The organism is Pseudomonas sp. YQ_6 (assembly GCF_043103245.1).
Classification (GTDB): domain Bacteria; phylum Pseudomonadota; class Gammaproteobacteria; order Pseudomonadales; family Pseudomonadaceae; genus Aquipseudomonas; species Aquipseudomonas alloputida.
The window spans coordinates 64251-86792 of the sequence record NZ_JBICJR010000035.1 but is presented as its reverse complement, the minus strand read 5'-3'; the positions used below and the strand labels follow the sequence as shown (position 1 = coordinate 86792).

Annotated in this window: 21 protein-coding genes; 12 read left to right on the top strand and 9 right to left on the bottom strand. The window is 62.7% G+C overall.

From position 1 onward, the window contains the following. Window positions 1-5 precede the first annotated feature (5 nt). The 6 genes from ACF8FG_RS11620 to ACF8FG_RS11595 form a co-directional block, all read right to left on the bottom strand. Window positions 6-1016, bottom strand: a complete 1011-nt coding sequence (locus ACF8FG_RS11620) for an ABC transporter permease subunit (RefSeq protein ID WP_014589777.1) — start codon at window positions 1014-1016, stop codon at window positions 6-8. A 91-nt stretch (window positions 1017-1107) separates the two neighbouring features. Next, on the bottom strand, window positions 1108-2718 hold the full coding sequence (locus tag ACF8FG_RS11615) for an ABC transporter substrate-binding protein (RefSeq protein ID WP_019439058.1): 1611 nt from the start codon (window positions 2716-2718) through the stop codon (window positions 1108-1110). Between the two features lie 78 nt (window positions 2719-2796). Further along, a complete protein-coding gene (locus ACF8FG_RS11610) occupies window positions 2797-4176 on the bottom strand; it encodes an OprD family porin (protein WP_019439057.1) in 1380 nt (459 codons plus the stop codon). A gap of 228 nt (window positions 4177-4404) precedes the next feature. Next, window positions 4405-5997 carry an ABC transporter substrate-binding protein gene (locus ACF8FG_RS11605; protein ID WP_318078894.1) on the bottom strand — a complete coding sequence of 531 codons (1593 nt, stop codon included), beginning with the start codon at window positions 5995-5997 and terminating at the stop codon, window positions 4405-4407. 146 nt (window positions 5998-6143) lie between these two features. Further along, window positions 6144-7769, bottom strand: coding sequence for an ABC transporter substrate-binding protein (locus ACF8FG_RS11600; RefSeq protein ID WP_003255250.1), 1626 nt, complete (start codon window positions 7767-7769; stop codon window positions 6144-6146). A 380-nt stretch (window positions 7770-8149) separates the two neighbouring features. Further along, the gene (locus ACF8FG_RS11595) at window positions 8150-8866 is read right to left on the bottom strand and encodes an SIMPL domain-containing protein (protein WP_003255248.1); all 717 of its coding nucleotides are present in this window, start codon (window positions 8864-8866) and stop codon (window positions 8150-8152) included. Between the two features lie 202 nt (window positions 8867-9068). On the opposite strand from ACF8FG_RS11595, the gene ACF8FG_RS11590 reads away from it, so the two are divergent. From ACF8FG_RS11590 to ACF8FG_RS11560, 7 genes are all read left to right on the top strand, one after another. Beyond that, a complete protein-coding gene (locus ACF8FG_RS11590; protein ID WP_014589781.1) occupies window positions 9069-10325 on the top strand; it encodes an ATP-binding protein in 1257 nt (418 codons plus the stop codon). After that, a complete protein-coding gene (locus tag ACF8FG_RS11585) occupies window positions 10325-10885 on the top strand; it encodes a response regulator transcription factor (RefSeq protein ID WP_003255244.1) in 561 nt (186 codons plus the stop codon). The genes ACF8FG_RS11590 and ACF8FG_RS11585 overlap by 1 nt, the downstream gene beginning before the upstream one ends. Window positions 10886-10993: 108 nt before the next feature. After that, window positions 10994-12073 carry a serine hydrolase gene (locus tag ACF8FG_RS11580; protein ID WP_318078893.1) on the top strand — a complete coding sequence of 360 codons (1080 nt, stop codon included), beginning with the start codon at window positions 10994-10996 and terminating at the stop codon, window positions 12071-12073. After that, a complete protein-coding gene (locus ACF8FG_RS11575; RefSeq protein WP_318078892.1) occupies window positions 12070-12366 on the top strand; it encodes an amidase in 297 nt (98 codons plus the stop codon). The genes ACF8FG_RS11580 and ACF8FG_RS11575 overlap by 4 nt, the downstream gene beginning before the upstream one ends. A 44-nt stretch (window positions 12367-12410) precedes the next feature. After that, entirely contained in the window at window positions 12411-12992 is a 582-nt protein-coding gene (locus ACF8FG_RS11570; RefSeq protein WP_003255241.1) for a YceI family protein, read from the top strand. 1 nt (window position 12993) lies between these two features. Next, complete coding sequence (locus ACF8FG_RS11565) at window positions 12994-14151, top strand: phosphatidylserine/phosphatidylglycerophosphate/cardiolipin synthase family protein (protein WP_014589784.1); 1158 nt, start codon at window positions 12994-12996, stop codon at window positions 14149-14151. Window positions 14152-14202: 51 nt separating this feature from the next. After that, window positions 14203-14781, top strand: coding sequence for a DJ-1/PfpI family protein (locus ACF8FG_RS11560; protein WP_014589785.1), 579 nt, complete (start codon window positions 14203-14205; stop codon window positions 14779-14781). A gap of 30 nt (window positions 14782-14811) precedes the next feature. Here ACF8FG_RS11560 and ACF8FG_RS11555 read toward each other — a convergent pair whose 3' ends face one another. Next, window positions 14812-15210: a nuclear transport factor 2 family protein gene (locus ACF8FG_RS11555; protein WP_010952100.1), complete on the bottom strand. Its 399-nt coding sequence runs from the start codon at window positions 15208-15210 to the stop codon at window positions 14812-14814. A 115-nt stretch (window positions 15211-15325) separates the two neighbouring features. Here ACF8FG_RS11555 and ACF8FG_RS11550 point away from each other — a divergent pair, with 115 nt between their 5' ends. Continuing rightward, window positions 15326-15916 (top strand): GNAT family N-acetyltransferase, encoded by a 591-nt coding sequence (locus tag ACF8FG_RS11550; protein WP_003255235.1) that lies wholly within the window; start codon window positions 15326-15328, stop codon window positions 15914-15916. Next, entirely contained in the window at window positions 15913-16785 is an 873-nt protein-coding gene (locus ACF8FG_RS11545) for a carbon-nitrogen hydrolase family protein (protein WP_014589786.1), read from the top strand. The genes ACF8FG_RS11550 and ACF8FG_RS11545 overlap by 4 nt, the downstream gene beginning before the upstream one ends. A 119-nt stretch (window positions 16786-16904) precedes the next feature. Here ACF8FG_RS11545 and ACF8FG_RS11540 read toward each other — a convergent pair whose 3' ends face one another. Then, a complete protein-coding gene (locus ACF8FG_RS11540; protein WP_003255232.1) occupies window positions 16905-18428 on the bottom strand; it encodes a fumarate hydratase in 1524 nt (507 codons plus the stop codon). 249 nt (window positions 18429-18677) lie between these two features. Here ACF8FG_RS11540 and ACF8FG_RS11535 point away from each other — a divergent pair, with 249 nt between their 5' ends. Beyond that, complete coding sequence (locus tag ACF8FG_RS11535; protein WP_014589788.1) at window positions 18678-19598, top strand: iron-sulfur-binding ferredoxin reductase; 921 nt, start codon at window positions 18678-18680, stop codon at window positions 19596-19598. Between the two features lie 41 nt (window positions 19599-19639). On the opposite strand, the gene ACF8FG_RS11530 is transcribed toward ACF8FG_RS11535, so the two are convergent. Then, window positions 19640-20368 (bottom strand): phosphatase PAP2 family protein, encoded by a 729-nt coding sequence (locus ACF8FG_RS11530; RefSeq protein ID WP_014589789.1) that lies wholly within the window; start codon window positions 20366-20368, stop codon window positions 19640-19642. A 183-nt stretch (window positions 20369-20551) separates the two neighbouring features. On the opposite strand from ACF8FG_RS11530, the gene colR reads away from it, so the two are divergent. Both colR and ACF8FG_RS11520 read left to right on the top strand, forming a co-directional pair. Beyond that, the gene (gene colR, locus ACF8FG_RS11525) at window positions 20552-21235 is read left to right on the top strand and encodes a two-component system response regulator ColR (RefSeq protein ID WP_003255215.1); all 684 of its coding nucleotides are present in this window, start codon (window positions 20552-20554) and stop codon (window positions 21233-21235) included. Further along, window positions 21225-22535, top strand: coding sequence for a HAMP domain-containing sensor histidine kinase (locus tag ACF8FG_RS11520; protein WP_014589790.1), 1311 nt, complete (start codon window positions 21225-21227; stop codon window positions 22533-22535). Before colR ends, ACF8FG_RS11520 begins: the two co-directional genes overlap by 11 nt. The last annotated feature ends 7 nt before the right edge of the window (window positions 22536-22542 follow it).

The window sequence follows — 22542 nt, the reverse complement described above, 5'->3', positions numbered from 1 at the left end:
GGGCCTCAGCGCTGATGACGGATGCGTGGGTTGGCCAGGCCGTAGAGGATGTCCACGACGAAGTTGACCAGAATCACCAGGCAGGCGATCAACAGGATGCCGTTCTGGACCACGGGGTAGTCACGGGCACCGATGGCTTCGATCAGCCATTTGCCGATGCCCGGCCAGGAAAAGATGGTTTCGGTCAGCACCGCACCGGCCAGCAGCGTGCCGACCTGCAGGCCGAACACGGTCAGCACCGGGATCAGCGCATTGCGCAGGCCATGGACGAACACCACACGGGCCGGCGACAGGCCTTTGGCGCGGGCGGTGCGGATGTAGTCTTCGCGCAGTACTTCAAGCATCGACGAGCGTGTCATGCGGGCGATCACCGCCAGCGGGATGGTGCCGAGCACGATGGCCGGCAGGATCAGGTGCATCACAGCGTCCTTGAACGCGCCTTCTTCATCGCTGAGCAGGGTGTCGATAAGCATGAAGCCGGTCTTCGGCTCGATGTCGTACAGCAGATCGATGCGCCCGGATACCGGGGTCCAGCCCAGGCTCACCGAGAAGAACATGATCAGGATCAGGCCCCACCAGAAAATCGGCATCGAGTAGCCGGCCAGTGATATGCCCATGACCCCGTGGTCGAACAACGAACCGCGCTTGAGTGCGGCGATCACCCCGGCCAGCAGGCCGACGATGCCGGCGAACAGCAGGGCGGCGAAGGCCAGTTCCAGGGTGGCCGGGAACAGGGTGAGGAACTCGCGCCACACGCTTTCGCGGGTGCGCAGCGATTCGCCGAGGTCACCCTGGGCAAGTTTGCCGACGTAGTCCAGGTACTGGACCGGCAGTGGCTTGTTCAGGCCCAGGCGTTCCATGGCCTGGGCATGCATTTCGGGGTCGACCCTGCGCTCGCCCATCATCACTTCCACCGGGTCGCCGGGGATCAGGCGTATGAGCGCGAAGGTCAGCAAGGTGATGCCGAAAAAGGTCGGTATCAGCAGGCCAAGGCGCCGGGCAATAAAACTCAACATTGTCGGGGTTACCTCATCAGGCCGTGGGGCGATCAGCCCGCTACGGCAGAGCCGCCGGTCCCCGTGTGGGTCGCCGGCGGTCGTTGTTGTTCTACTTCACCTTGGTCGTGGCGAAGTTATTGTTGGTCAGAGGGCTGATCACGTAGCCCTCCACGTTGTCACGCATGGCCGTGAACACCTTGGGGTGGGCCATGCTGATCCAGGGTTGGTCGTCATCGTACACCTTCAATGCCTCGCTATAGAGCCTTGCGCGCTCGTCGTTGTCGATCACCTCGCGGGCACGGGTGATCAGCTCCTGGAATTTCGAGTTGCACCAGCGCGCGTAGTTCTCACCGTTTTTGGCGGCCTCGCAACTGAGCAGCGGGCCAAGGAAATTGTCCGGGTCGCCGTTGTCGCCTGCCCAGCCGGTGGACACCAGGTCGGCTTCGCCCTGCTTGGCGCGGCGCAGCATCTCGGCCCATTCCATCACGCGAATATCCAGCTTCAGGCCGATCTGCTTGAGGTCGGCTTGCAGCATTTCGGCGGACAGGCGCGGGTTAGGGTTCGTCATGCCGCCGCCGTTGCGGGTGAACAGGGTGATTACCGTGCCCTCGGGTACACCGGCCTGCCTGAGCAGGGCGCGGGCTTTATCGAGGTCGCGCGGTGGGTTCTGGTTGTGGGTGTTGTAGCCGATCATGGTGGGTGGGTAAGGGTTTACACCCACCAGTGCGTTGCCTTTGCCAAACAGTTGGTCGACATGGGTCTGGCGGTCGAAGGCCATGTTGATGGCTTTACGCACGCGCACGTCGTTGAGGTATTTGTGCTGGGTATTCATGGCGATGTAGCCGGTGACCAACGCTTCGGTCTCTGCGACCTTGAGCCTGGCGTCGGCCTTTATCGACGGCACATCCTCGGGTTTGGGGTACAACGCCACCTGGCACTCGTTGGCGCGCAGTTTCTGCAGGCGTACGTTGCTATCGGTAGCGATGGCGAATATCAGGGCGTCGGCTGGCGGCTTGCCGCGAAAGTAATCCGGGTTAGGTTTGAAGCGGACCTGCGCATCCTTGTTGTAGCGCTGGAAGATGAACGGGCCGGTGCCGATCGGCTTGCTGTTCAGCGCTGCGGTCTTGCCGGCCTTGAGCAACTGGTCGCCGTATTCGGCGGAGTAGATCGAGGTGAACCCCATCGCCATGTCCCGCAGGAACGGCGCTTCCGGGCGGGTGAGAGTGATCACCACCGTGTGGTCGTCGGTTTTGTCCACCGACTTGAGCAGTTGCTTGAAGGCCATGCTTTCGAAGTACGGGTAGCCGACGCTGGTCTTGTCGTGCCATGGATGGGCGGGGTCGAGCTGGCGGCGCAGGCTCCACAGCACATCGTCGGCGTTGAATTCACGGGTAGGGGTGAAGTACTCGGTGCTGTGGAACTTCACCCCCTGGCGCAGGTGAAACGTGTAGGTCAGGCCGTCGGCTGAAATGTCCCAACGCTCGGCCAGGGCCGGCTGGATATCGGTGGTGCCGGGCTTGAAGTCGACCAGGCGGTTGAACAGGGTTTCGGACGAGGCATCGAAAGTGACCCCAGTGGTGTACTGAACAACGTCGAACCCTTCCGGGCTGGCTTCGGTACACACCACCAGCGGCTTGGCGGCCAGATGCGTGGCGCTGCCCAGTATCAGCGCTGCCAGGGTAAGGCGCAGCATTGGCGTTTTCCTGAAAGCTATCTGCATAGGTTGAAGTCTCCCTGCGTGCATTGATTCCAGCGTAGCTGCCACGGCCTGCAGCGAAGCAGGCCGTGGCGCCCGCGCTCAGAGAATGTTGAACGGAATGGTGGTGACCACGCGGAACTCATCCAGGCTGCCATCGCCCTGGGCCTTGCTGGCGCGATGGGTGGTGTAGGTGGCGCGGATGCTGGTGTCTTTCAGCGGCCCGCTCTGCAGCGCGTAGCTGGTGCCGATACCCCACTCATAGTGGGTTTCGCCATCCAGGCCATTCACGTCGTAGGCAGTGCCGCGGTAGTGAGTGCCGTCGATACCCCAGCCGCGGGCGTTGTACAGGTTGAACTTCAGGCCAGGTACGCCATAGGGCGCCATGTTCAGCACATAGGAAAGCTGCAGCGATTTCTCGTTGGGGCCGTTGAAGTCCGACAGCAGCGAGTTGGCCAGGAAGATGCCGTTGGTTTCGTGCAGGTAGTCGAAGTACTCATTGCCGTTGACCTGCTGCCAGGAGGCGCTGAGGGTGTGGGCCTGATGGGTCAGGCCCAGTGACAGGCTGTAGGTGTCATTGTCGATCTTGCCCATTTTCTGGCTGCCGGCGTCGACGGTCTTGTAGTAGTTCAGGCCGGTGCTCAGGCTGAGCACTGCGCTGTCGCCGAGCACATGGTTGGCGCCCAAGTAGTACTGGTTCCAGAAGTCCTCGACCTTGGTGGCGTACAGGCTGGTACTCAGGCTCTTGAACGGCTGGTAGTTGATGCCGGCGGTGCTGGCACGGTCGGTTTCCACGCCGGTGGCGCTGTACTCGCTGCGGAACTTGCTGAGGCTCTGTTCGGTACGTGGCGAGACGCGGTCGAAGGTGCCCAGGTCGAGGCTGAGGTTGTCGAATTCAGCGCTGTGCAGGAACGCGCCCTGGAAGCTCGAGGGCAGGGCGCGGTTGCCGATGTAGGCGATCATCGGCGTGTCCACCGACTGGCGGCCAAGGGTAAGGGTGGTGTTGGACACGCGCGCCTTGATATTGCCCAGGCCTAGTTTGCTCCACTGGCCGATGGGGTCGCCATCGCTGTGGGTGAGGGTGCGGTTGTTGGGGCCGGCAATGGCTTCGCGGCTCTGCTGCAGGGCGATGGCGTTGTAGCCGGCAGCCTCGACGGCGAAGCCCACGGTGCCCTGGGTGAAGCCGGAGCTGTAATTGAGGATGGTGCCCTGGACCCAGTTTTCACGGCTGTGGGTGTCGTGGCGGGTGCCGTCGTTCTTATAGTACTTCCACAGCGGCGCGCGTGCGGCGCGTTCGCGGGCATACCAGTTGCGGGTGCTGCCGGACAGGCTTTGGCCGTCGATGAAGCCGCTGGCTTGCGCTTGCTCGCTGCTGCTTTTGAGGGTGAGCGGGAGGTAGTCCTGGCTCTGCGGATCTGCCTGGGCCACCGTGGAAAAGGCACTGATGGATAACGCCAGTGCGGTCAAGGTGAATACTTTCAAGGTTAAAGCTCCCTTTCTTTTCTAGTTATGGCCGGCCTTGTGGGCCGGGTGATTGCTGCGGTGTTGCCAGGGGTGCCGCGGGATCGCCGGGCAGAATCGGGGCGTTGTGTTGGCCGTTCTGGCCTCTTCGCGGGCAAGCCCGCTCCCACAGGTAGGGCGCAGTGTCCGAACCTGTTGAGATCCTGTGGGGGCGGGCTTGCCCGCGAAGAGGCCGGTACTGGCTAACGCTTAATCAACACTCACACCGGAAAAATCATTGCGCCCAAACGGGCTGACCTTGAACTGGGAAACCTTGACGCTAAGCGGCTGGCTCACGGTGGAATGCGCCACCGGCGTAATCGGTACCTGCTGCTTTAGCCGCTGCTGGGCCTGCTGGTACAGGGCGGTGCGTTGCGTACGGTCGGTCACTTGCTTGGCCTGCTTGACCAGGCTGTCGTACTGCGGATCGCACCACTGCGAGTAGTTGTTGCTGCCGATGGCATCGCAGCTGTAGAGGGTGCCGAGCCAGTTGTCCGGGTCGCCGTTGTCACCGGTCCAGCCGATCAGGGCGATGTCGTGCTCACCGTTTTTCATGCGCTTGAGGTATTCGCCCCATTCGTAGCTGACGATGCGCACCTTGAAACCGAGCTTGCTCCAGTCGGCCTGGAGCATTTCGGCCATCAGCTTGGCATTGGGGTTGTACGGGCGTTGCACCGGCATGGCCCACAGGGTGATCTCGGTGCCAGGTTTGACACCCGCCTGCTGAAGCAGCTGTCTGGCCTTTTCCGGCGCGTACGGGGCGTCCTTGATGCTGTCGTCATAGGACCACTGGGTCGGTGGCATGGCGTTGACCGCCCGTTGGCCGGCGTCCTGGTACACCGCCTGGAGGATGGCTTCCTTGTTGACCGCCATGTCCATTGCCTGGCGCACTTCCAGGCGGTCGAATGGCGGGTGCTGGGTGTTGTAGGCGATGTAGCCGAGGTTGAAGCCTGGTTGCTGGAGCACCTGCAGCGTGCTGTCGGCCTTGAGCGCCGGCAGGTCGGCCGGGCGTGGGTGCAGGGTGACCTGGCATTCGTTGCGGCGCAGCTTCTGGATACGCACCGAGGGGTCGGTATTGATCGAGAACACCAGGTTGTCGATCTTCACTTCGTTCGCTGCCCAATAGTCCTTGTTGCCCTTGTAGCGGATCTGCGAATCCTTCTGGTAGCGCTGGAACACGAATGGCCCGGTACCGATAGGCTGCTGATTGATGTCGCTGGGGCGTCCACTGGCCAGTAGCTGCTCGGCGTATTCAGCGGAGAGGATGGAGGCGAAACTCATGGCCAGGTTCTGGACGAACGCGGCATCGACGGTGTTCAGGGTGAACACCACGGTCAATGGGTCGGTCTTCTCGACACGGGCGATGTTCTTGTCCAGGCCCATGCCGTTGAAATAGGGAAACTCGGTAGGGTAGGCCTGACGGAACCGATGACCCTTGTCGAGCATGCGGTTGAAGGTGAACAGCACATCGTCGGCATTGAACGTGCGGCTCGGGCTGAAGGCCTTGTTGCTGTGGAACTTGACCCCTTCACGCAGGTGGAAGGTGTAGCGCAGGCCGTCGTCGGACACCTCCCAGCGCGTCGCCAGGGCCGGGTGCACGGCGGTGCCGCCACGTTCGAACTCGACCAGGCGGTTGTAGATGGGTTCGGCGGCGTCGTTGTCGGTGGCGCTGGTGTACTGGGCGGTGTCGAAACCGGCGGGGCTACCTTCAGAGCAGAACACCAGGTTGTTGGCGAGCAGGACCGGGGATTGGCTGATCAGGCCCAGGGCCAGCAGCGCGGAAAGGCGGGTAACGTGGCGCATGGCAAATCCTTTTTCATCTGTTCGCGCCGCCTCCGGGTACGAATGGCGGCAACAGTTCGCCGACCCCGCAGCGTATGGCCGCAGGACGACATGAAGAGGTGGCGGGGGTGAAGGGCACCCGCGATTCAGCGGGTGCCTCAGTCAGCCTATTTGTCCACGCTGACGCCGTAGAAGGCGTTCAGCGCGAATGGGCTGATCTTGAAGTCCTTCACCTTGGCGCTCATGGGCTGGTAGACGGTGGAGTGGGCGATCGGGGTGATCGGTACCTGCTCCTTGAGGATATGCTGCGCCTTCTGGTACAGCTCGGTACGTTTGGCCTGGTCGGAAGTGGCCTTGGCCTGCTTGATCAGGTCGTCGTAGGGCTTGTAGCACCACTTGGAGAAGTTGTTGCCGTCGATGGCATCGCAGCCGTACAGGGTACCCAGCCAGTTGTCCGGATCACCGTTGTCGCCGCTCCAGCCGATCAGCATGGCGCCCTGTTCGCCGCCTTTGGAGCGCTTGATGTATTCGCCCCATTCATAGCTGACGATCTTTGCCTTGATGCCGATCTTGGCCCAGTCGGACTGGAGCATTTCGGCCATCAGTTTGGCATTGGGGTTGTACGGGCGTTGCACGGGCATGGCCCATAGGGTGATTTCGGTGCCTTCCTTGATGCCGGCTTCCTTGAGCAGTTGCTTGGCTTTCTCGGGGTCGAAAGCGGCGTCCTTGATGCTGTCGTCATAGGACCACTGCGTGGGCGGCATGGCGTTGACCGCCAGCTGGCCGGCGCCCTGGTACACCGACTCGATGATTTTTTTCTTGTCCACGGCCATGTCCAGCGCCTGTCGGACTTTCAGCTGGGCCATGGGGTTGGCCTCGTTGCTGCCCTTGATCTTGTCCATCACGTTGTAGGCGATATAGCCGAGGTTGAAACCGGCCTGCTGCGGCATTTGCAGGTTCTTGTCGGCTTTTAGCGGCTCGATGTCGGCCGGGCGTGGGAACAGGGTGACCTGGCACTCGTTCTTCTTGAGCTTCTGCATGCGCACCGAGGCGTCGGTGGTGATGGCAAAGATCAGGTTGTCGATCTTCACGTCCTCGGGCTTCCAGTAGTCCTTGTTGCCCTTGAAGCGGATCTGCGCGTCCTTCTGGTATTTGCTGAACACGAACGGGCCGGTGCCGATCGGCTTCTGGTTGATGTCGGCGGCCTTGCCGTTCTTTAGGAGCTGGTCGGCGTATTCGGCGGACTGGATCGAGGCAAAGCTCATGGCCAGGTTCTGGATGAACGCGGCGTCAACCTCGTTGAGGGTGAACTTCACCGTGTGCTCGTCAAGCTTCTCCACCTTGGCAATGTTCTTGTCCATGCCCATGTCGGTGAAGTATGGAAACTCGGTGGGGTACGCCTTGCGGAACGGGTTGTCCTTGTCGAGCATGCGGTTGAAGGTGAACAGCACGTCGTCGGCGTTGAACGGGCGACTGGGCTTGAAGTAGTCGGTGGTGTGGAACTTGACCCCTTCGCGTAGGTGGAAGGTGTAGGTCTTGCCGTCGTCGGACACTTCCCATTTGGTCGCCAGGCCCGGGATGACAGCAGTGCCGCCGCGCTCGAACTGGGTCAGGCGGTTGAACACGGTCTCTGCCGAGGCATCGAAGTCGGTCCCGGTGGTGTACTGCCCCGGATCGAAGCCGGCTGGGCTGCCTTCGGAGCAGAACACCAGGTTGGATGCGGCAACGGCCGACGGTGCGCCGCTAAGCAAGCCTGCACCCAGCAGGAACGGAATGACTGCGTGTTTGAGCATGGTGGCCTCATTGTTGTCATTTTTTGGATGAGGTGGCCTCGTGAGCCGACCTGCGGATACTTATGCAGGGGGCGTTCCCAATGCAACAGGTACAAGGATAGTTGGCGCCGGGAAAGTGGCACGAACGTACATGGATGTCGCATTGGTATAACTTTTGGCGAAGTTAAACGTTTGCGTAGGCAAAATGATGGCGTTTTGCGCGATGTTTCTAGGCAGGGGAAAGCGTAGGACGCACCCTGTTGGTGCGTAAGAAATGTCTGAAAATCGTGAAAATGACGCAGTCACCCGTAGGAGCGGGTTTACCCGCGAACACGGGCAAAGCCCGTGCCATCCACCGCCGTGTCTTGCTCGCGGGCTCCCACAGATGATGCGTGGACGCCTTATGGCATCTGCACTTCGATCAGGCCATCGGCATTCATGCTCACTTCACTGGTGCCCGCCTCGATATCTGGCGCCGGTGCTGCTTCATCAGCCCCCATGGCCTTCATCGCCATCGGCGCGCTACGCAAGTACGGGCGCGGGTAGCCGCTGCTGTTGAGGTTCAGGCTCACCACTTTGTAGCCTTTGCCACCCAGCGCTTCGGTCGCCAGTTGCGCGCGTGCCTTGAAGGCATCGACCGCATCCTTGAGCAGAGCATCCTCGCTGGCCTTGCGCGTGGCCGGGGCGATGGAGAAATCCATGCCAGCCATTTTCAGCTCTTGCAACAAATCGGCGGTAAGCTGGGACAAGGCCGGGAAGTTGGCGCTTTCAAGGCGCAGTTCGGCGCGCTCGCGCCAGCCGGTAATTTTCTGGCCCTTGCTGTCATACACCGGGTAGCTGTTGCGGCTGCCTTGGCTGATCTTCACGTCCTTGACCTGGCGCGACTGCTGCACGGCCTTGTTCATGGTTTCGGTAATCTGCTTGGCGAGCTTGCCCGGGTCGCTGTTCTGCGCTTCGCTGTACAGGGTCACGACCATCAGGTCGCGCGCCACTTCCTTGCTGACTTCGGCACGCAGCGATACCTGGTTGAAACGCGGTTCATCGGCAGCCAGTGCCGGCAGGCTGGCGAGCAGGCCGCAAGACATGATCAGGGCGGCGCCGCGACGTGGGATTTGCATGTGGTACTCCTTGGCATTTGAAGGCGTGGGGGCTGGTCATCCATTCCACGCATGGCCCATAGGACCGGCAACAGTGTAGTGGGTTCAAAAGTGCCATCATGAACCTGTGACAAAGTGTGGCGCTTTGCCGCATCGCTGCAGCGAGGCGCCTGGCTTCGGTATACTCCAGCCGATTTTTCTGGAGCACTCATCAGGAGAGCTCATGCTCGCCGCCGTACAACCGTTGTCCGCTACCCGCCAGAACCTCTGGCGCCTGACCGTCATTCGGGTCCTGGTCCTGGCAGCCCAGGCCGGCTCGGTGGGCGTTGCCTACTGGACCGAACTGCTGCCATTGCCCTGGCTGTCACTGGCCGGCACCTTGGCCTTGTCTTCGTTGCTGTGTGCCTTCACGGCCCTGCGCCTACGGCTGTCGCTGCCCGTCACCGAAATGGAGTACGCCCTGCAACTGGCCTGTGACCTGCTGATCCACAGTGCCTTGCTGTATTACTCCGGCGGCTCGACCAACCCGTTCGTGTCGTATTACCTGGTGCCGTTGGCGATCGCTGCGGTGACCTTGCCGTGGCTGTATTCGCTGATCCTGTCGGGCATTGCGCTGACGGCCTACAGCTTGCTGCTGGTGCAGTTCTACCCGCTCGAAGGGCTGCCGATGGCGCGGGACAAGATGCAGGTCTACGGCATGTGGCTGAGCATTGCCCTTGCGGCGGCTGTGATCACCTTTTTTGCCGCGCGCATGGCCGAAGAACTGCGCCGACAGGAGCAGCTGCGTTCAGAGCGGCGTGAAGAAAGCCTGCGCGACGAGCAATTGCTGGCTGTGGCTACCCAGGCCGCCGGTGCCGCCCATGAGCTGGGCACGCCGCTGGCGACCATGAGCGTGCTGATCAACGAAATGCGCCAGGACCATACCGACCCGCTGTTGCAGGAAGACCTGCAGATCCTCCAGGACCAGGTAAAGCTGTGCAAAGAGACCTTGCAACAGCTGGTGCGCGCAGCCGAAGCCAACCGGCGCCTGGCCATCGTGGAGCAGGATGTGACCGCCTGGCTGGACGAGGCGCTCAACCGCTGGCACCTGATGCGCCCGGAAGCCAGCTACCGCTTCCAGCGCCTGCGCGACGGCAAGGTGCCGCGTCTGGCGCCGCCGCCAGACCTGACCCAGGCGTTACTGAATCTGTTGAACAATGCCGCCGATGCCTGCCCTGATGATCTGGAGGTTCGCCTGGACTGGGACGCCCAGGACATCGTCATCAGTATCCACGACCATGGTCCTGGTGTACCGCCAGCCATTGCCGAAGCCATTGGCAAACCTTTTATTACCACCAAGGGCAAAGGCTTCGGCCTGGGCCTGTTCTTGAGCAAGGCCAGCGTGACCCGTGCGGGCGGCTCGGTGAAACTCTATAGTCATGAACAGGGTGGCACCCTGACCGAACTGCGCCTGCCCTATGGCAAGCGAGGAGATGAATGATGAGCGAAGAAAACCAGGTCGAAAGCGAAGAGCTGCCGCACCTGCTGCTGGTGGATGACGATGCCACCTTCACCCGGGTCATGGCCCGGGCCATGAGCCGTCGCGGTTTCCGTGTGAGCACTGCCAGTTCTGCCGAAGAAGGCTTGATTCTGGCCCAGCAGGACCTGCCGGACTACGCCACGCTGGACCTGAAGATGGATGGCGACTCCGGCCTGGTGCTGCTGCCCAAGCTGCTGGAACTGGACCCGGAAATGCGCGTGGTGATCCTGACTGGGTACTCGAGCATTGCCACCGCAGTGGAGGCGGTCAAGCGCGGTGCCTGCAACTACCTGTGCAAGCCGGCTGACGCCGATGACGTGTTGGCAGCACTGCTGTCGGAGCACACCGACCTGGATACCCTGGTGCCGGAAAACCCGATGTCGGTCGATCGCCTGCAGTGGGAACACATCCAGCGCGTGCTGAACGAGCATGAAGGCAATATCTCGGCCACCGCGCGGGCGCTGGGCATGCACCGACGGACGTTGCAGCGCAAGCTGCAGAAGCGACCGGTTCGGCGCTGATTCCTTATCGATGATGTTGGCCTGTTCGCGGGGGAATCCGCTCCTGCAACTGTGAGCGCGGGCTTGCCCGCGAAGGGCTGCAAAGCAGCCCCCATCAAGGCGAGCTCGATGAAGGTACTGTTGGTCATCCTTGCGCTGGTTGCAGGTAGCGCCAAAGCTGAAGACTGGCCTGACCCGCAGTGGCAGAACGACCCTGCCACCCTCGACTGGCAGGCCGTCGATGCCTACGCCTTTCCTGCACGATCCTCCTCGGAGCGCAACGGCATCCGCACGGACGCTCTGCTGATCATCCGCGATGGGCGTATCCTCCACGAGCGCTACACCGCGCCCACCCGCGCCGCCACCGCGCACCTGACCTGGTCGGTAAGCAAGAGCGTACTGGCCACGGTAATGGGCGTAGCCCAGGGCGAAGGCCGCTTCCAGCTGCAAGACCCGGTCAGCCGCTTCTATCCCCCCATGCGCGCCCACCCAGGCGTGCGCGTGGCCGACCTGCTGCACTGGGCCAGTGGCCTTGAGTGGCAGGAAGACTACGAATACGCGCCGCTGAAGTCCTCGGTGGTGGCCATGCTGTATACCCGTGGCCGCGCAGACATGGCCGCCTACGCAGCGGCCCGGGGTGCCGCCGCCAGCCCCGGTCAGCGATTCCTCTACTCCAGCGGCGACAGCAACCTGCTGGCCGCCGCGCTGCGTGGCATGCTCGATCCCGGGCAGTACCCCGACTACCCCTGGCACGCACTGTTCACCCCGTTGGGTATCGGCAGTGCGGTGTGGGAGCGTGACCGGGCAGGCACTTATGTAGGCTCTTCCTATCTCTACCTTAGTGCCCGTGATTTGGCCCGTATTGGCCTGCTGATGTTGCGCGACGGGCGCTGGCAGGGCCGACAATTGCTGCCCAAAGCCTGGGTGGCCTTCAACCGCACCCCGTTTGCCCAGGCCCAAGCGCTGCCCGGCGAGGCCATCCCGGGTGGCCACTGGTGGCTCAACCAGCCGCTGGCTGGCGCCGAACGGCCTTGGCCCAGTGCACCCGCAGACACCTTCGCCGCCCTTGGCCACTGGGGGCAGGCGTTATATGTGCTGCCTGAGCAAAAGCTGGTGATCGTGCGCTACGCCGATGACCGCGACAGCAGCTATCGACACGACGAACTGCTCAAGCGGGTGCTGGCGGTACTGGCCGGGGAGGGGGCATGAAGCGGCTATTGCTGCTGGCGCTGGTAGGGCTCCTGTTCTGGGCATGGCAGGAACGCCAGGCGCTGGCGGACTTCCCCGGCATACTCTCGGCCTACTCGGCCAAGGAGTACTGTTCCTGCCGCTTTGTCATGGGCTTCGACAAGGTGTACTGCCAAGGGTACGTGAAGCAGTGGCTGCCACTGAGCCTGCTGGAGGAAAACAGCCAGCAGCGGCGAGTCACCGCTGAAGGCCTGGGGCGACGCAGCCAGGCGGCCTGGCAAGGCGCGCGTGAGGGCTGCCGCTTGCTGCCATGAATGCAGGCGGGTAAGGTTGGCGGCCTGGTTTCACGAGATCTGTCATGTTCAAGTTGCCCCGTCTGCTGCCTGCCTTATTGCTGGCTCTGTGCCTGCCCGCTCATGCCAATTGGCACCTGGATGGCGAATCTTCACGGCTGTCGTTCATCACCGGCAAGAACGGCGACACCGCCGAAGTGCATCGCTTTCTGGTGTTGCATGGCACGGTCGATCGCAAGGGTATGGCCGGGTTGAGGATCGAGATGGACTCGGTGAGCAGCGGTATTCCGCTGCGTGACGAGCAAATGCGCGACAACCTGTTCGAGGTCGAGCGCTTCGCCGAGGCCACAGTGAAGGCGCAGATCGACCTGCAGCCGATCAATGACCTGGCCGACGGTGCTCAGATCGAATTGCGCCTGCCGCTGACGGTCACCTTGCATGGCCAGTCGCACAGCTACAATGTCCTGTTGCTGGCCACCCGCCTGGATGCGCGGCGTTTCCAGGTGGTGACCCTTGAGCCTCTGGTGCTGCGCGCCGAAGATTTTGGCTTGCTGCCGGGGCTGGAAAGCCTGCGCAAGTTCGCCAGGTTGAAGTCCATCAACCCGTCGGTACCGGTTAGCGCGGTGCTGATCTTCACTGCGCGCTGACATGGCGGGGCCGGTCTTCCCCTGGCGGGATGGCAATCAGTTCGAACTGCTTATCGACGGCCCTGCGTTCTTTCCGCGCATGCTCCTGGCGATCATGCGTGCCGAGTTCCAGGTTGACCTGGAGCTGTACCTGGTCGAGGCCGGTGCCTGTGCCGAGGCGGTGGTCGACGCGCTGGAGCAGGCTGCCCGGCGTGGCGTGCGGGTGCGGTGCCTGTTCGATGACTACGGTTCATTGGCTTTCAACAGCGCGTTGCGTCAGCGCCTGCTGGACGCTGGCGTGTACTTGCGCTGGTATAACCGCCTGCGCTGGAAGCGTGGCCTGCGTAACCTCTACCGTGATCATCGCAAATTGCTGCTGGTTGACGAACGTTGGGCCGTGGTGGGGGGGACGGGCGTTACCGACGAGTTCTGGACGCCGGGTGAGGCGACCAGCGAATGGCACGAAGTGATGGTGCAGATGCAGGGGCCGGTGGTGAGCGACTGGCAGTTGCTGTTCGACCGTCAGTGGCAAGCCAACAACCGCCGCACCGCCTGGCGCCCTGCTGAAGGCTTTGGCCTGCCGCGTCTGCCCAAGGTGCCTGCGCAGGGGCAGGGCATGGGCCGGGTTGCTTATGCCGACGCCCGCCAGCACCAGGACATCCTTCACGCGCTGGTACGGGCGCTGAACAGCGGCAAGAAACGGGTGTGGCTGGCCACGCCGTACTTCTTGCCGACCTGGAGCGTGCGCCGTTCGTTGCGCCGGGCTGCCAGCAAGGGCCTGGACGTGCGTCTGTTGTTGACCGGTCCGCGCACCGATCACCCCTCGGTACGCTACGCCGGGCATCGTTACTACCCGCGCCTGTTGCGTGCGGGCGTGCGGATTTTCGAGTACCAGCCGTGTTTCCTGCACCTGAAAATGGCTGTGGTAGACGACTGGGTCAGCGTCGGTTCGTGCAACTTCGACCACTGGAACCTGCGCTTCAACCTTGAAGCCAACATCGAAGCGCTGGACCCGCCGTTGACAGCGGCGGTGGTGGCCAGCTTCGAGCGCGACTTCGCCCAGAGCGAAGAAGTCGACCTCGCCCACTGGCATGCTCGCCCTTTGTGGCGCAGGGTGAAGCAACGGATCTGGGGCTGGCTCGATCGGTTGGTGGTCAACTTCCTCGACCGCCGTGACTGACAGCGGCTATCGTGCAGTGATTATTCAAAGCTAACCGAAGGAGTGGGCGAGATGACGGCGAAGAAAATTCTCATGCTGGTGGGCGACTACGTCGAAGATTACGAAGCGATGGTGCCGTTCCAGGCTTTGAGCATGGTGGGCCACACGGTGCATGCGGTGTGCCCGGAAAAGCTGGCGGGGCAGACCGTGCGTACCGCGATTCATGACTTTGAGGGTGAACAGACCTACAGCGAAAAGCCTGGGCACAATTTTGCCCTGAATTATGATTTCGTGCGGGTGCGGCCCGAGAGTTATGACGCGCTGCTGATCCCGGGTGGCCGGGCGCCGGAGTACCTGCGCCTGAATGAAAAGGTGTTGGACCTGGTCCGGGCGTTCGACCAGGCCGGCAAGCCGATTGCGGCGGTCTGCCATGGGGCCCAGCTGCTGGCAGCGGCAGGGGTGCTGGAGGGGCGTGAGTGCAGCGCGTACCCGGCATGTGCGCCAGAAGTGCGCCTGGCGGGTGGCACGTTCATCGACATCGCGGTGGACCAGGCGCATGTGGATGGCAACCTGGTGACCGCACCGGCATGGCCCGCGCACCCGGCCTGGCTGGCGGCGTTCCTTAAAGTGCTGGGCACGCGTATTGCCTGACAGGCTTGGTTGAGTTGGCAGCGGGTTGCTTCAGGCAACCTGCTCCACCCAGTCATTGAGGTTGTAGTAGTTGGTCACCCGGGCAATCTTGCCACAGTGAATATAGAAGAACGCCCCCGCCGGCAGCACATAGGTCTGGCCGTTTGCTGTCGGCAACCCTTCGTCATCGGCCAGGTATTGGCCATGCACGGTGAACTCCGCCGCCGCGCGGCTGCCATCGGCGTTCTGCATCACCACGATGTCGGCCAGGCGCTCGCGGTAGCAGCGGTTCATCTTTTCCATGAACGCGGCGAACCTGGCCTTGCCCATCTGACGCTCGCCCTGGTTGATGTCGTGGATCACGTCTTCGCTGAGCAGCGCCAGAAACGCCGGCATGTCACCCGCGTTGAAGGCGGCGTAGTAAGCATTTACCAGTTCGGTTGCGGTCATGGAACATTTCCTGTCGTGTAGGGAAAAGGCGGGTCGTTAACTCGGATGATAGGGTTTCCCCTCAAGCCCGGCTTAGCCGAGCGCGTCATCCACATCGACAAAACGACCGCCAAACATGGAAATACGCCTGTTGCACGGTGCCGCTATCGCGCCTTACATCGATGACCTCGCTCGCCTGCGCCTTACTGTGTTCCGCGAGTTCCCCTACCTTTACGACGGCACCCCAGAGTACGAGGCCGACTACCTGGCCAACTATGCCCGCTCCGGGCGCAGCCTGGTTGTGCTGGCGCTGGACGACGGCAAGGTGGTCGGCGCCTCTACCGGCCTGCCGCTGGTGGATGTCGCGCCCGAATTCCAGCAGCCATTCCTGGCCCAGGGGCGCGACCCGGCCAGTGTGTACTACTTCGGTGAGTCGCTGGTGTTGCCGGCATACCGCGGTCAGGGCCTGGGGGTTCGCTTCTTCATCGAGCGCGAGTCCTACGCACACAAACTGGCCGAGTTCGATTACTGCGCGTTCTGCGCGGTCGAGCGACCTGGTGCGCACCCGCGACGGCCAGCCGAGTACAAACCCCTGCATGGCTTCTGGCGCAACCGCGGCTTCCTGCACGACCCATCGCTGCGTACCACCTACGCCTGGCGTGACCTGGACGAGCAGGAAAGCTCCGACAAGCTGATGTCGTTCTGGCTCAAGGCACTGCCGATATGATCCGCCTGGCAGCCTGCCAGTATGCCATCGAGCTGCACGAAACCTGGGACGCCTACGCCGACCACCTGCAAGGCCTGTGCGCCGAAGCGGTGGAGGCGGGTGCACGCTTGCTGCTACTGCCGGAGTACGCCGGGCTGGTGTTGAGCGGCCAGCTGAATGCCGGGCAGCGGGAAGACCTGAAGGCTTCGATTGCCGGCATCCAGCCGCTGATCGAACCTTGGAAAGCGTTGTGCGAGAGCCTTGCCCGCCGCTGGGGGATCTACCTGCAACCGGGCAGTGTGCCGGTGCTGGACAACGATGGGCGCTACCGCAACCGTGCCTGGCTGTTCGGCCCCCAAGGTGTGCTGGGTTATCAGGACAAACTGATGATGACCCGCTTTGAGCGCGAGCAGTGGGACATCGCGGCAGGCCAGGGGCTGCAGGTGTTCGAAACCGAACTGGGGCGCTTGGGCATCCTGATCTGCTACGACAACGAGTTCCCGATGCTGGCCCGCCGCCTGGCCGAGTGTGGTGCCGACCTGATCCTGGCGCCAAGTTGTACCGATACCGAAGCCGGTTACCACCGGGTGCGTATTGGCGCCCAGGCGCGCGCCCTGGAGAACCAGATTGCCGTGTTGCAGAGCCCTACGGTGGGGGTGGCGCCCTGGTCGCCGGCATTGGACGAGAATATCGGCCGGGCAGGCTTGTTCGTACCGCCGGATCACGGGATGCCGGGGGATGGGGTGGTGGCGTTGAGTAAGCAGTTGAACCCGGACTGCAGCCAGTGGCTGGTGTGTGAGGTAGATCTGCAGGAAGTGCGGCGGGTGAGGCGGGAAGGGCAGGTATTTACCTGGCGGGACTGGCCGGAGCAGTTCGAGAGAGTCCTGTGATGACAGTGCGGCCTCTTCGCGGGCAAGGCCGCCCCCACAGGTAACGCGTAGCCTTCTGGCTTGCGCTGTACGTGTGGGAGCGGGCTTGCCCGCGAAGCAGCCGCCGCAGTTACATCAGGTTACTTCACTTCGACGGCCAGGCTTTCGGCAATCTTGCTCTGCCACAGGGCAGGGCCAGTGATGTGTACCGACTCACCGTTGCTGTCCACGGCGACGGTCACCGGCATGTCCTTGACTTCGAACTCGTAGATCGCTTCCATGCCCAGTTCGGCGAAGGCCAGTACCTTCGACTTGCGGATGGCCTGGGCGACCAGGTAGGCAGCGCCGCCAACGGCCATCAGGTACACGGCCTTGTTGTCCTTGATCGCCTCGATGGCGGTCGGGCCACGCTCGGACTTGCCGATCATGCCCAGCAGACCAGTCTGCTCAAGGATCTGGCGAGTGAACTTGTCCATACGGGTAGCAGTGGTCGGGCCGGCTGGGCCTACCACTTCGTCACCCACCGGGTCGACCGGGCCGACGTAGTAGATGAAGCGGCCTTTCAGGTCTACCGGCAACTCTTCGCCACGGTTGAGCATTTCAACCATGCGCTTGTGCGCGGCATCGCGGCCGGTCAGCATCTTGCCATTGAGCAGGATGGTTTCACCCGGCTTCCAGCTGGCCACTTCTTCCGGGGTGATGTCGTCGAGGTTGACGCGACGGGCGCTCGGGCCGGCTTCCCAGACGATTTCCGGGTAGGCGTCCAGCGACGGCGCTTCCAGTTCTGCCGGGCCGGTGCCATCGAGCACGAAGTGGGCGTGGCGGGTGGCGGCGCAGTTGGGGATCATGCACACCGGCAAGGACGCGGCGTGGGTCGGGTAGTCCATGATCTTGACGTCGAGCACGGTGGTCAGGCCACCCAGGCCCTGGGCGCCGATGCCCAGCTGGTTGACCTTGTCGAACAGCTCCAGGCGGATTTCTTCCAGGCGGTTCTGTGGGCCACGGGCCTTCAGTTCGTGGATGTCGATGGACTCCATCAACACTTCCTTGGCCATGACCGCGGCCTTCTCGGCGGTACCGCCGATGCCGATGCCGAGCATGCCAGGTGGGCACCAGCCAGCACCCATGGTCGGCACGGTCTTCAGTACCCAGTCGACGATCGAGTCGGACGGGTTGAGCATGGCCATCTTCGACTTGTTTTCCGAGCCGCCGCCTTTGGCTGCGACATCGACTTCCACCTTGTCGCCGGGGACGATGGAATAGTGGATCACTGCCGGGGTGTTGTCCTTGGTGTTCTTGCGGGCACCGGCCGGGTCGGCCAGGATCGAAGCGCGCAGGACGTTTTCAGGCAGGTTGTAGGCGCGACGCACACCTTCGTTGATCATGTCGTCGACGCTCATGGTGGCGCCATCCCAGCGCACGTCCATGCCCACGCGGATGAACACGGTGACGATACCGGTGTCCTGGCAGATTGGACGATGGCCGGTGGCGCACATGCGCGAGTTGATCAGGATCTGGGCGATGGAATCGCGTGCAGCAGGCGATTCCTCACGCAGATAGGCCTCGTGCATGGCCTGGATGAAATCGACGGGGTGGTAGTACGAGATGAATTGCAGGGCGTCGGCGACGCTCTGAATCAGGTCGTCTTGCTTGATCACGGTCATGCAGCGCGCTCCTCTTAAAGACGGGAACATTCAAAAAGACGCTCGACATAGCCGACCAGCACGTCGAAGCGCCTTGCAAGGCGCCGGCAGGTCAGGCCGACGGAAAAAGGCGCGGCAGTATAGCGCGCATCGGTGCCGGGCACACCTGCGGCCGGTCTGGACCATGGTCGGCAGCGTGCAGGCATCTATTTTGCTGGTGTGCGCTGCTTGGCTTACAGTGAGTCTTGGATAGCAGGAGATGTACCGAACATGCCCGAAATTTGCGTGGGCGAGCGCCGCTGGGTGGTGCCCATTGGCAGCAACCTGCTCGATGCCCTCAACGAGGCAGGGCTGAATGTGCCTTACAGTTGCCGCGCCGGCAGTTGCCACGCCTGCCTGGTGCACTGCCTGGACGGGCAACCGGCAGACGCTTTGCCCGAGGCATTGGCGTTGGAGAAGCACGCCCAGGGCTGGCGCCTGGCTTGCCAGTGCCGGGTGGTCGAGGACCTGCGCGTGGCGTTATACGACCCCTTGCTGGGTGGTGTACCGGCGCAGGTCTGTGCGTTGGACTGGTTTGGCGATGTATTGCGCCTGCGGTTGCGCCCCGATCGGGTGGTGCGTTACCAGGCGGGGCAGCATGTGGTGCTGTGGCTAGGGGCGGTTGCTCGGCCTTATTCCTTGGCCAGCCTGCCGGGCGAGGATGATTTTCTCGAGTTTCATATCGATTGCCAGCGGCCTGGTGCCTTTTGCGACAAGGTGCGTGGTCTGCAGGTCGGGGATGAGATGCGTTTGGGGGAGTTCAGAGGCGGAGCCCTTCATTACGACCCTGATTGGCAGGAGCGGCCGCTGTGGTTACTGGCTGCGGGAACCGGGCTGGCGCCACTCTGGGGTATCTTGCGCGAAGCGTTGCGCCGGGGGCATCGGGGCGAAATCCGGGTGGTGCATGTGGCGCGGGATCCGGCTGGGCACTATCTGGCGGAGAAGCTGCTGAAGCTGCCAGGGGTCAGTGTCGAGCTGGTGCTGGTAGAGCATGTGGATGAAGCGTTGGCCGGGATGCGGCTGTTGTCGCGCCAGACGGTGGCGCTGCTGTGTGGGGCACCGGGGAGTGTCGAGCGGTTTGCCCGGCGCATGTTCATGGCAGGGGTACCGCGGGGGCAGGTGTTTGCTGATGTGTTCGTCGAGCATGCCTGAGTAGCATTTGAAGTGCGAAGGGCCGCAAAGCGGCCCCTCTTTCATGCGGCGCTGCGCTCGGCGACGGGCACCTCGGCCTGCCCCCGCCGATAGAGAACCAGGTAATACGACCCAAATCCGATCAACCAGCAGAACACTGCCGTCCACACATTGTGCGACAGGAAGTGCGCCCCCTGCATCATCCTGCCCACCGACAGTATCGACCCTGCTGTCAAGGCCACTACAAACGCCACCCGCGCCACGCGCGGCTTGCGATCACGCAGCATGAAGAACAAGGCGAACAGGCAGAACCCGGTCGCTGCATGCCCGCCCGGCCAGCACAGCCCAGGCTTGTCGGTAGGTGGCCGTGGTTCCAGCAGCTTGCTGTAGGTTTCGGTGCCGCCAAACTGGGTCAGGCTCCAAGGGCACTGCACCTGGGTGACTTTTTTCAACGGCGTGACAAACGCCGTGGACAAGCCCAGTGCCAGCGCCAGGCAGCCCAGTTCACGGCGCCAGCCAAACAGGCGCTTCCAGAAAAAGCTCGCGGCAAAGGTCAGCAGCGATATCACCCCCAACAGGATCACCACTTGCTTGACCCGGTCATGCAGGATGTTTTCCAACAGGTAACTGTGGCGGCCAATGAACTGCCCGGCAGCGGGGTCGAAGAACAGGTTGGCGACATCCATGTCGACTGAAGTCAGCTCCAGCAGGATCAAGGCCACCGCAGTCGCCAGGGGAATCCCCAGGTACAGCCAGTAGTTGATCGGGCGAGGGCGGGTGCGTTGCTGCATGACAGCTCCAGGGCGCGAAAAAGAACGGGTATTGTCGGCCGCCCGCTATCCTGTGTCCGTGAAGGATCAGTGAAAAAACCGTCAAGTGCGGTGAATTTTCCCCAGGGCTGGCACCGTGCAGGCATAGGCCTTAAGCTGCGCCTGCCGCGCACCACAGCGAGAAGCGCCGCACAGGAGAAACCGATGCGCATTCTTTTGGTTGAAGACAACCGCGATATCCTGGCCAACCTGGCCGATTACCTGGGCATGAAAGGCTACACCGTCGACTGTGCCCAGGATGGCCTGTCCGGGCTGCATCTGGCTGCCACCGAACATTACGACCTGATCGTACTCGACATCATGCTGCCAGGCATCGATGGCTACACCCTGTGCAAGCGCCTGCGCGAAGATGCCCGCCGTGACACGCCGGTGATCATGCTCACTGCCCGCGACCAGCTGGACGACCGCCTGCAAGGTTTCCGCTCGGGTGCTGACGATTACCTGCTCAAGCCATTTGCCCTGTCGGAGCTGGCTGCGCGCATCGAAGCGGTGCTGCGCCGTGCCCAGGGCGGTGGGCGGCGCACCCTGCAGGTGGCTGACCTGAGCTACGACCTCGACACCCTCGAGGTGACCCGCCAGGGGCGCCTGCTGAAGCTCAACCCGGTCGGCCTCAAGCTGCTGGCGGTACTGATGCAGAAAAGCCCGCACGTACTGCGCCGCGAGGTGCTGGAAGAAGCCTTGTGGGGCGACGACTGCCCCGATAGCGACAGCCTGCGCAGCCATGTGCATCAGCTGCGCCAGGTGATCGACAAACCGTTTGAAAAACCGTTGCTGCATACCGTCCATGGCGTCGGCTATCGCCTCGCCGAGGGCCGCGATGGAGTTTAAGCAAAGCCTTGCCCAGCGCATCATCATCGCCTTTGCCCTGATGAGCGCGCTGGTGGCCGGAGCCTTCGCATTCGGTATCGTCGGCACAGTGCACCTGGTCGAAGAGCGACTGATTTCCTCGGTACTGGGCGGTGATCTGCAGCGCCTGTTGCGTATGGACAGCGTCAGTGACTGGAGTCATCGGCCTCGCCCAGACCAGCTGTTCTATTTCAGCGGCGGGCGTGACGACTTCGAGCTGCCCAAGGACCTGCGGCACCTCGACCGCGGTTTCCACGAGGTGTTCCGAGACCAGCTGTCCTACCATGCCATGGTCGAGATCGTCGATGGTCGCCGTTATGTACTGCTGCAGGACCAGAGCGACTTCGAGGAGCGCGAGCGCGTACTGTTTGCCGTGGTTGTGGTGGGCTTCGTGCTCAGCCTGGTGTTGGCCGTCATCCTTGGCTGGCTGGTTGCACGTCGGGTAATGGCACCGGTCATCCGCCTGGCGCGTCAGGTGCGCCACCGCGATCAACTATTGGGCCTGGCCCCGCCGCTGGCTCCGGATTATGCGGCAGACGAAGTCGGCCAGCTTGCAGTGGCTTTCGACGACACCCTGGGCCGCCTGCGTGATGCGCTGACCCGCGAGCGGCTGTTCACCAGCGACGTCAGCCACGAGCTGCGCACGCCGTTGATGGTGTTGGCTACCTCGTGTGAGCTTCTGATGGAAAACCCCGGCCTCGATGCCCGTGCGCGTAGCCAGGTGGAGCGCGTGGCGCGGGCCACCGAAGAAATGCGCGAGCTGGTCAAGACCTTCCTCATGTTGGCCCGCGCGCAGCGTGATGAGGGGGCAGTGGCGTCACGGGCGACCCTGCGCGAAGTGGCCGACGAGCTCATCGGGGTGTGGCGCGACACCATCGAACAGAAAGGCCTCACCCTGTATTTCGATGGCCGCGTGAGCGCTAGCCCTGTGCTGTACAACGCCACCTTCCTGCAGTCGGTGATGGGCAACCTGCTGCGCAATGCGGCGCACTACACCGACAGTGGGTATATCCGCCTGAGCCTGGAAGCCAACGGTTTCAGCGTAGAGGACAGCGGCGTGGGTATCCCCGAAGAGCAGCGCGAGGCCATGTTCAGGCCGTTCGTGCGTGGCGATGAACGGCGTGGCGAGGGGCTTGGGCTGGGGCTTTCGCTGGTGCAGCGGATCTGCGACGACCAAGGTTGGCGTGTCACCCTGACATCCACCTTGCCGCATGGCTGCCGCTTCCAGGTGGACCTGAGCAACACCGTGGCCAAAGGCGACCCGGACACCTTGGTCGAGTAATTTCTTG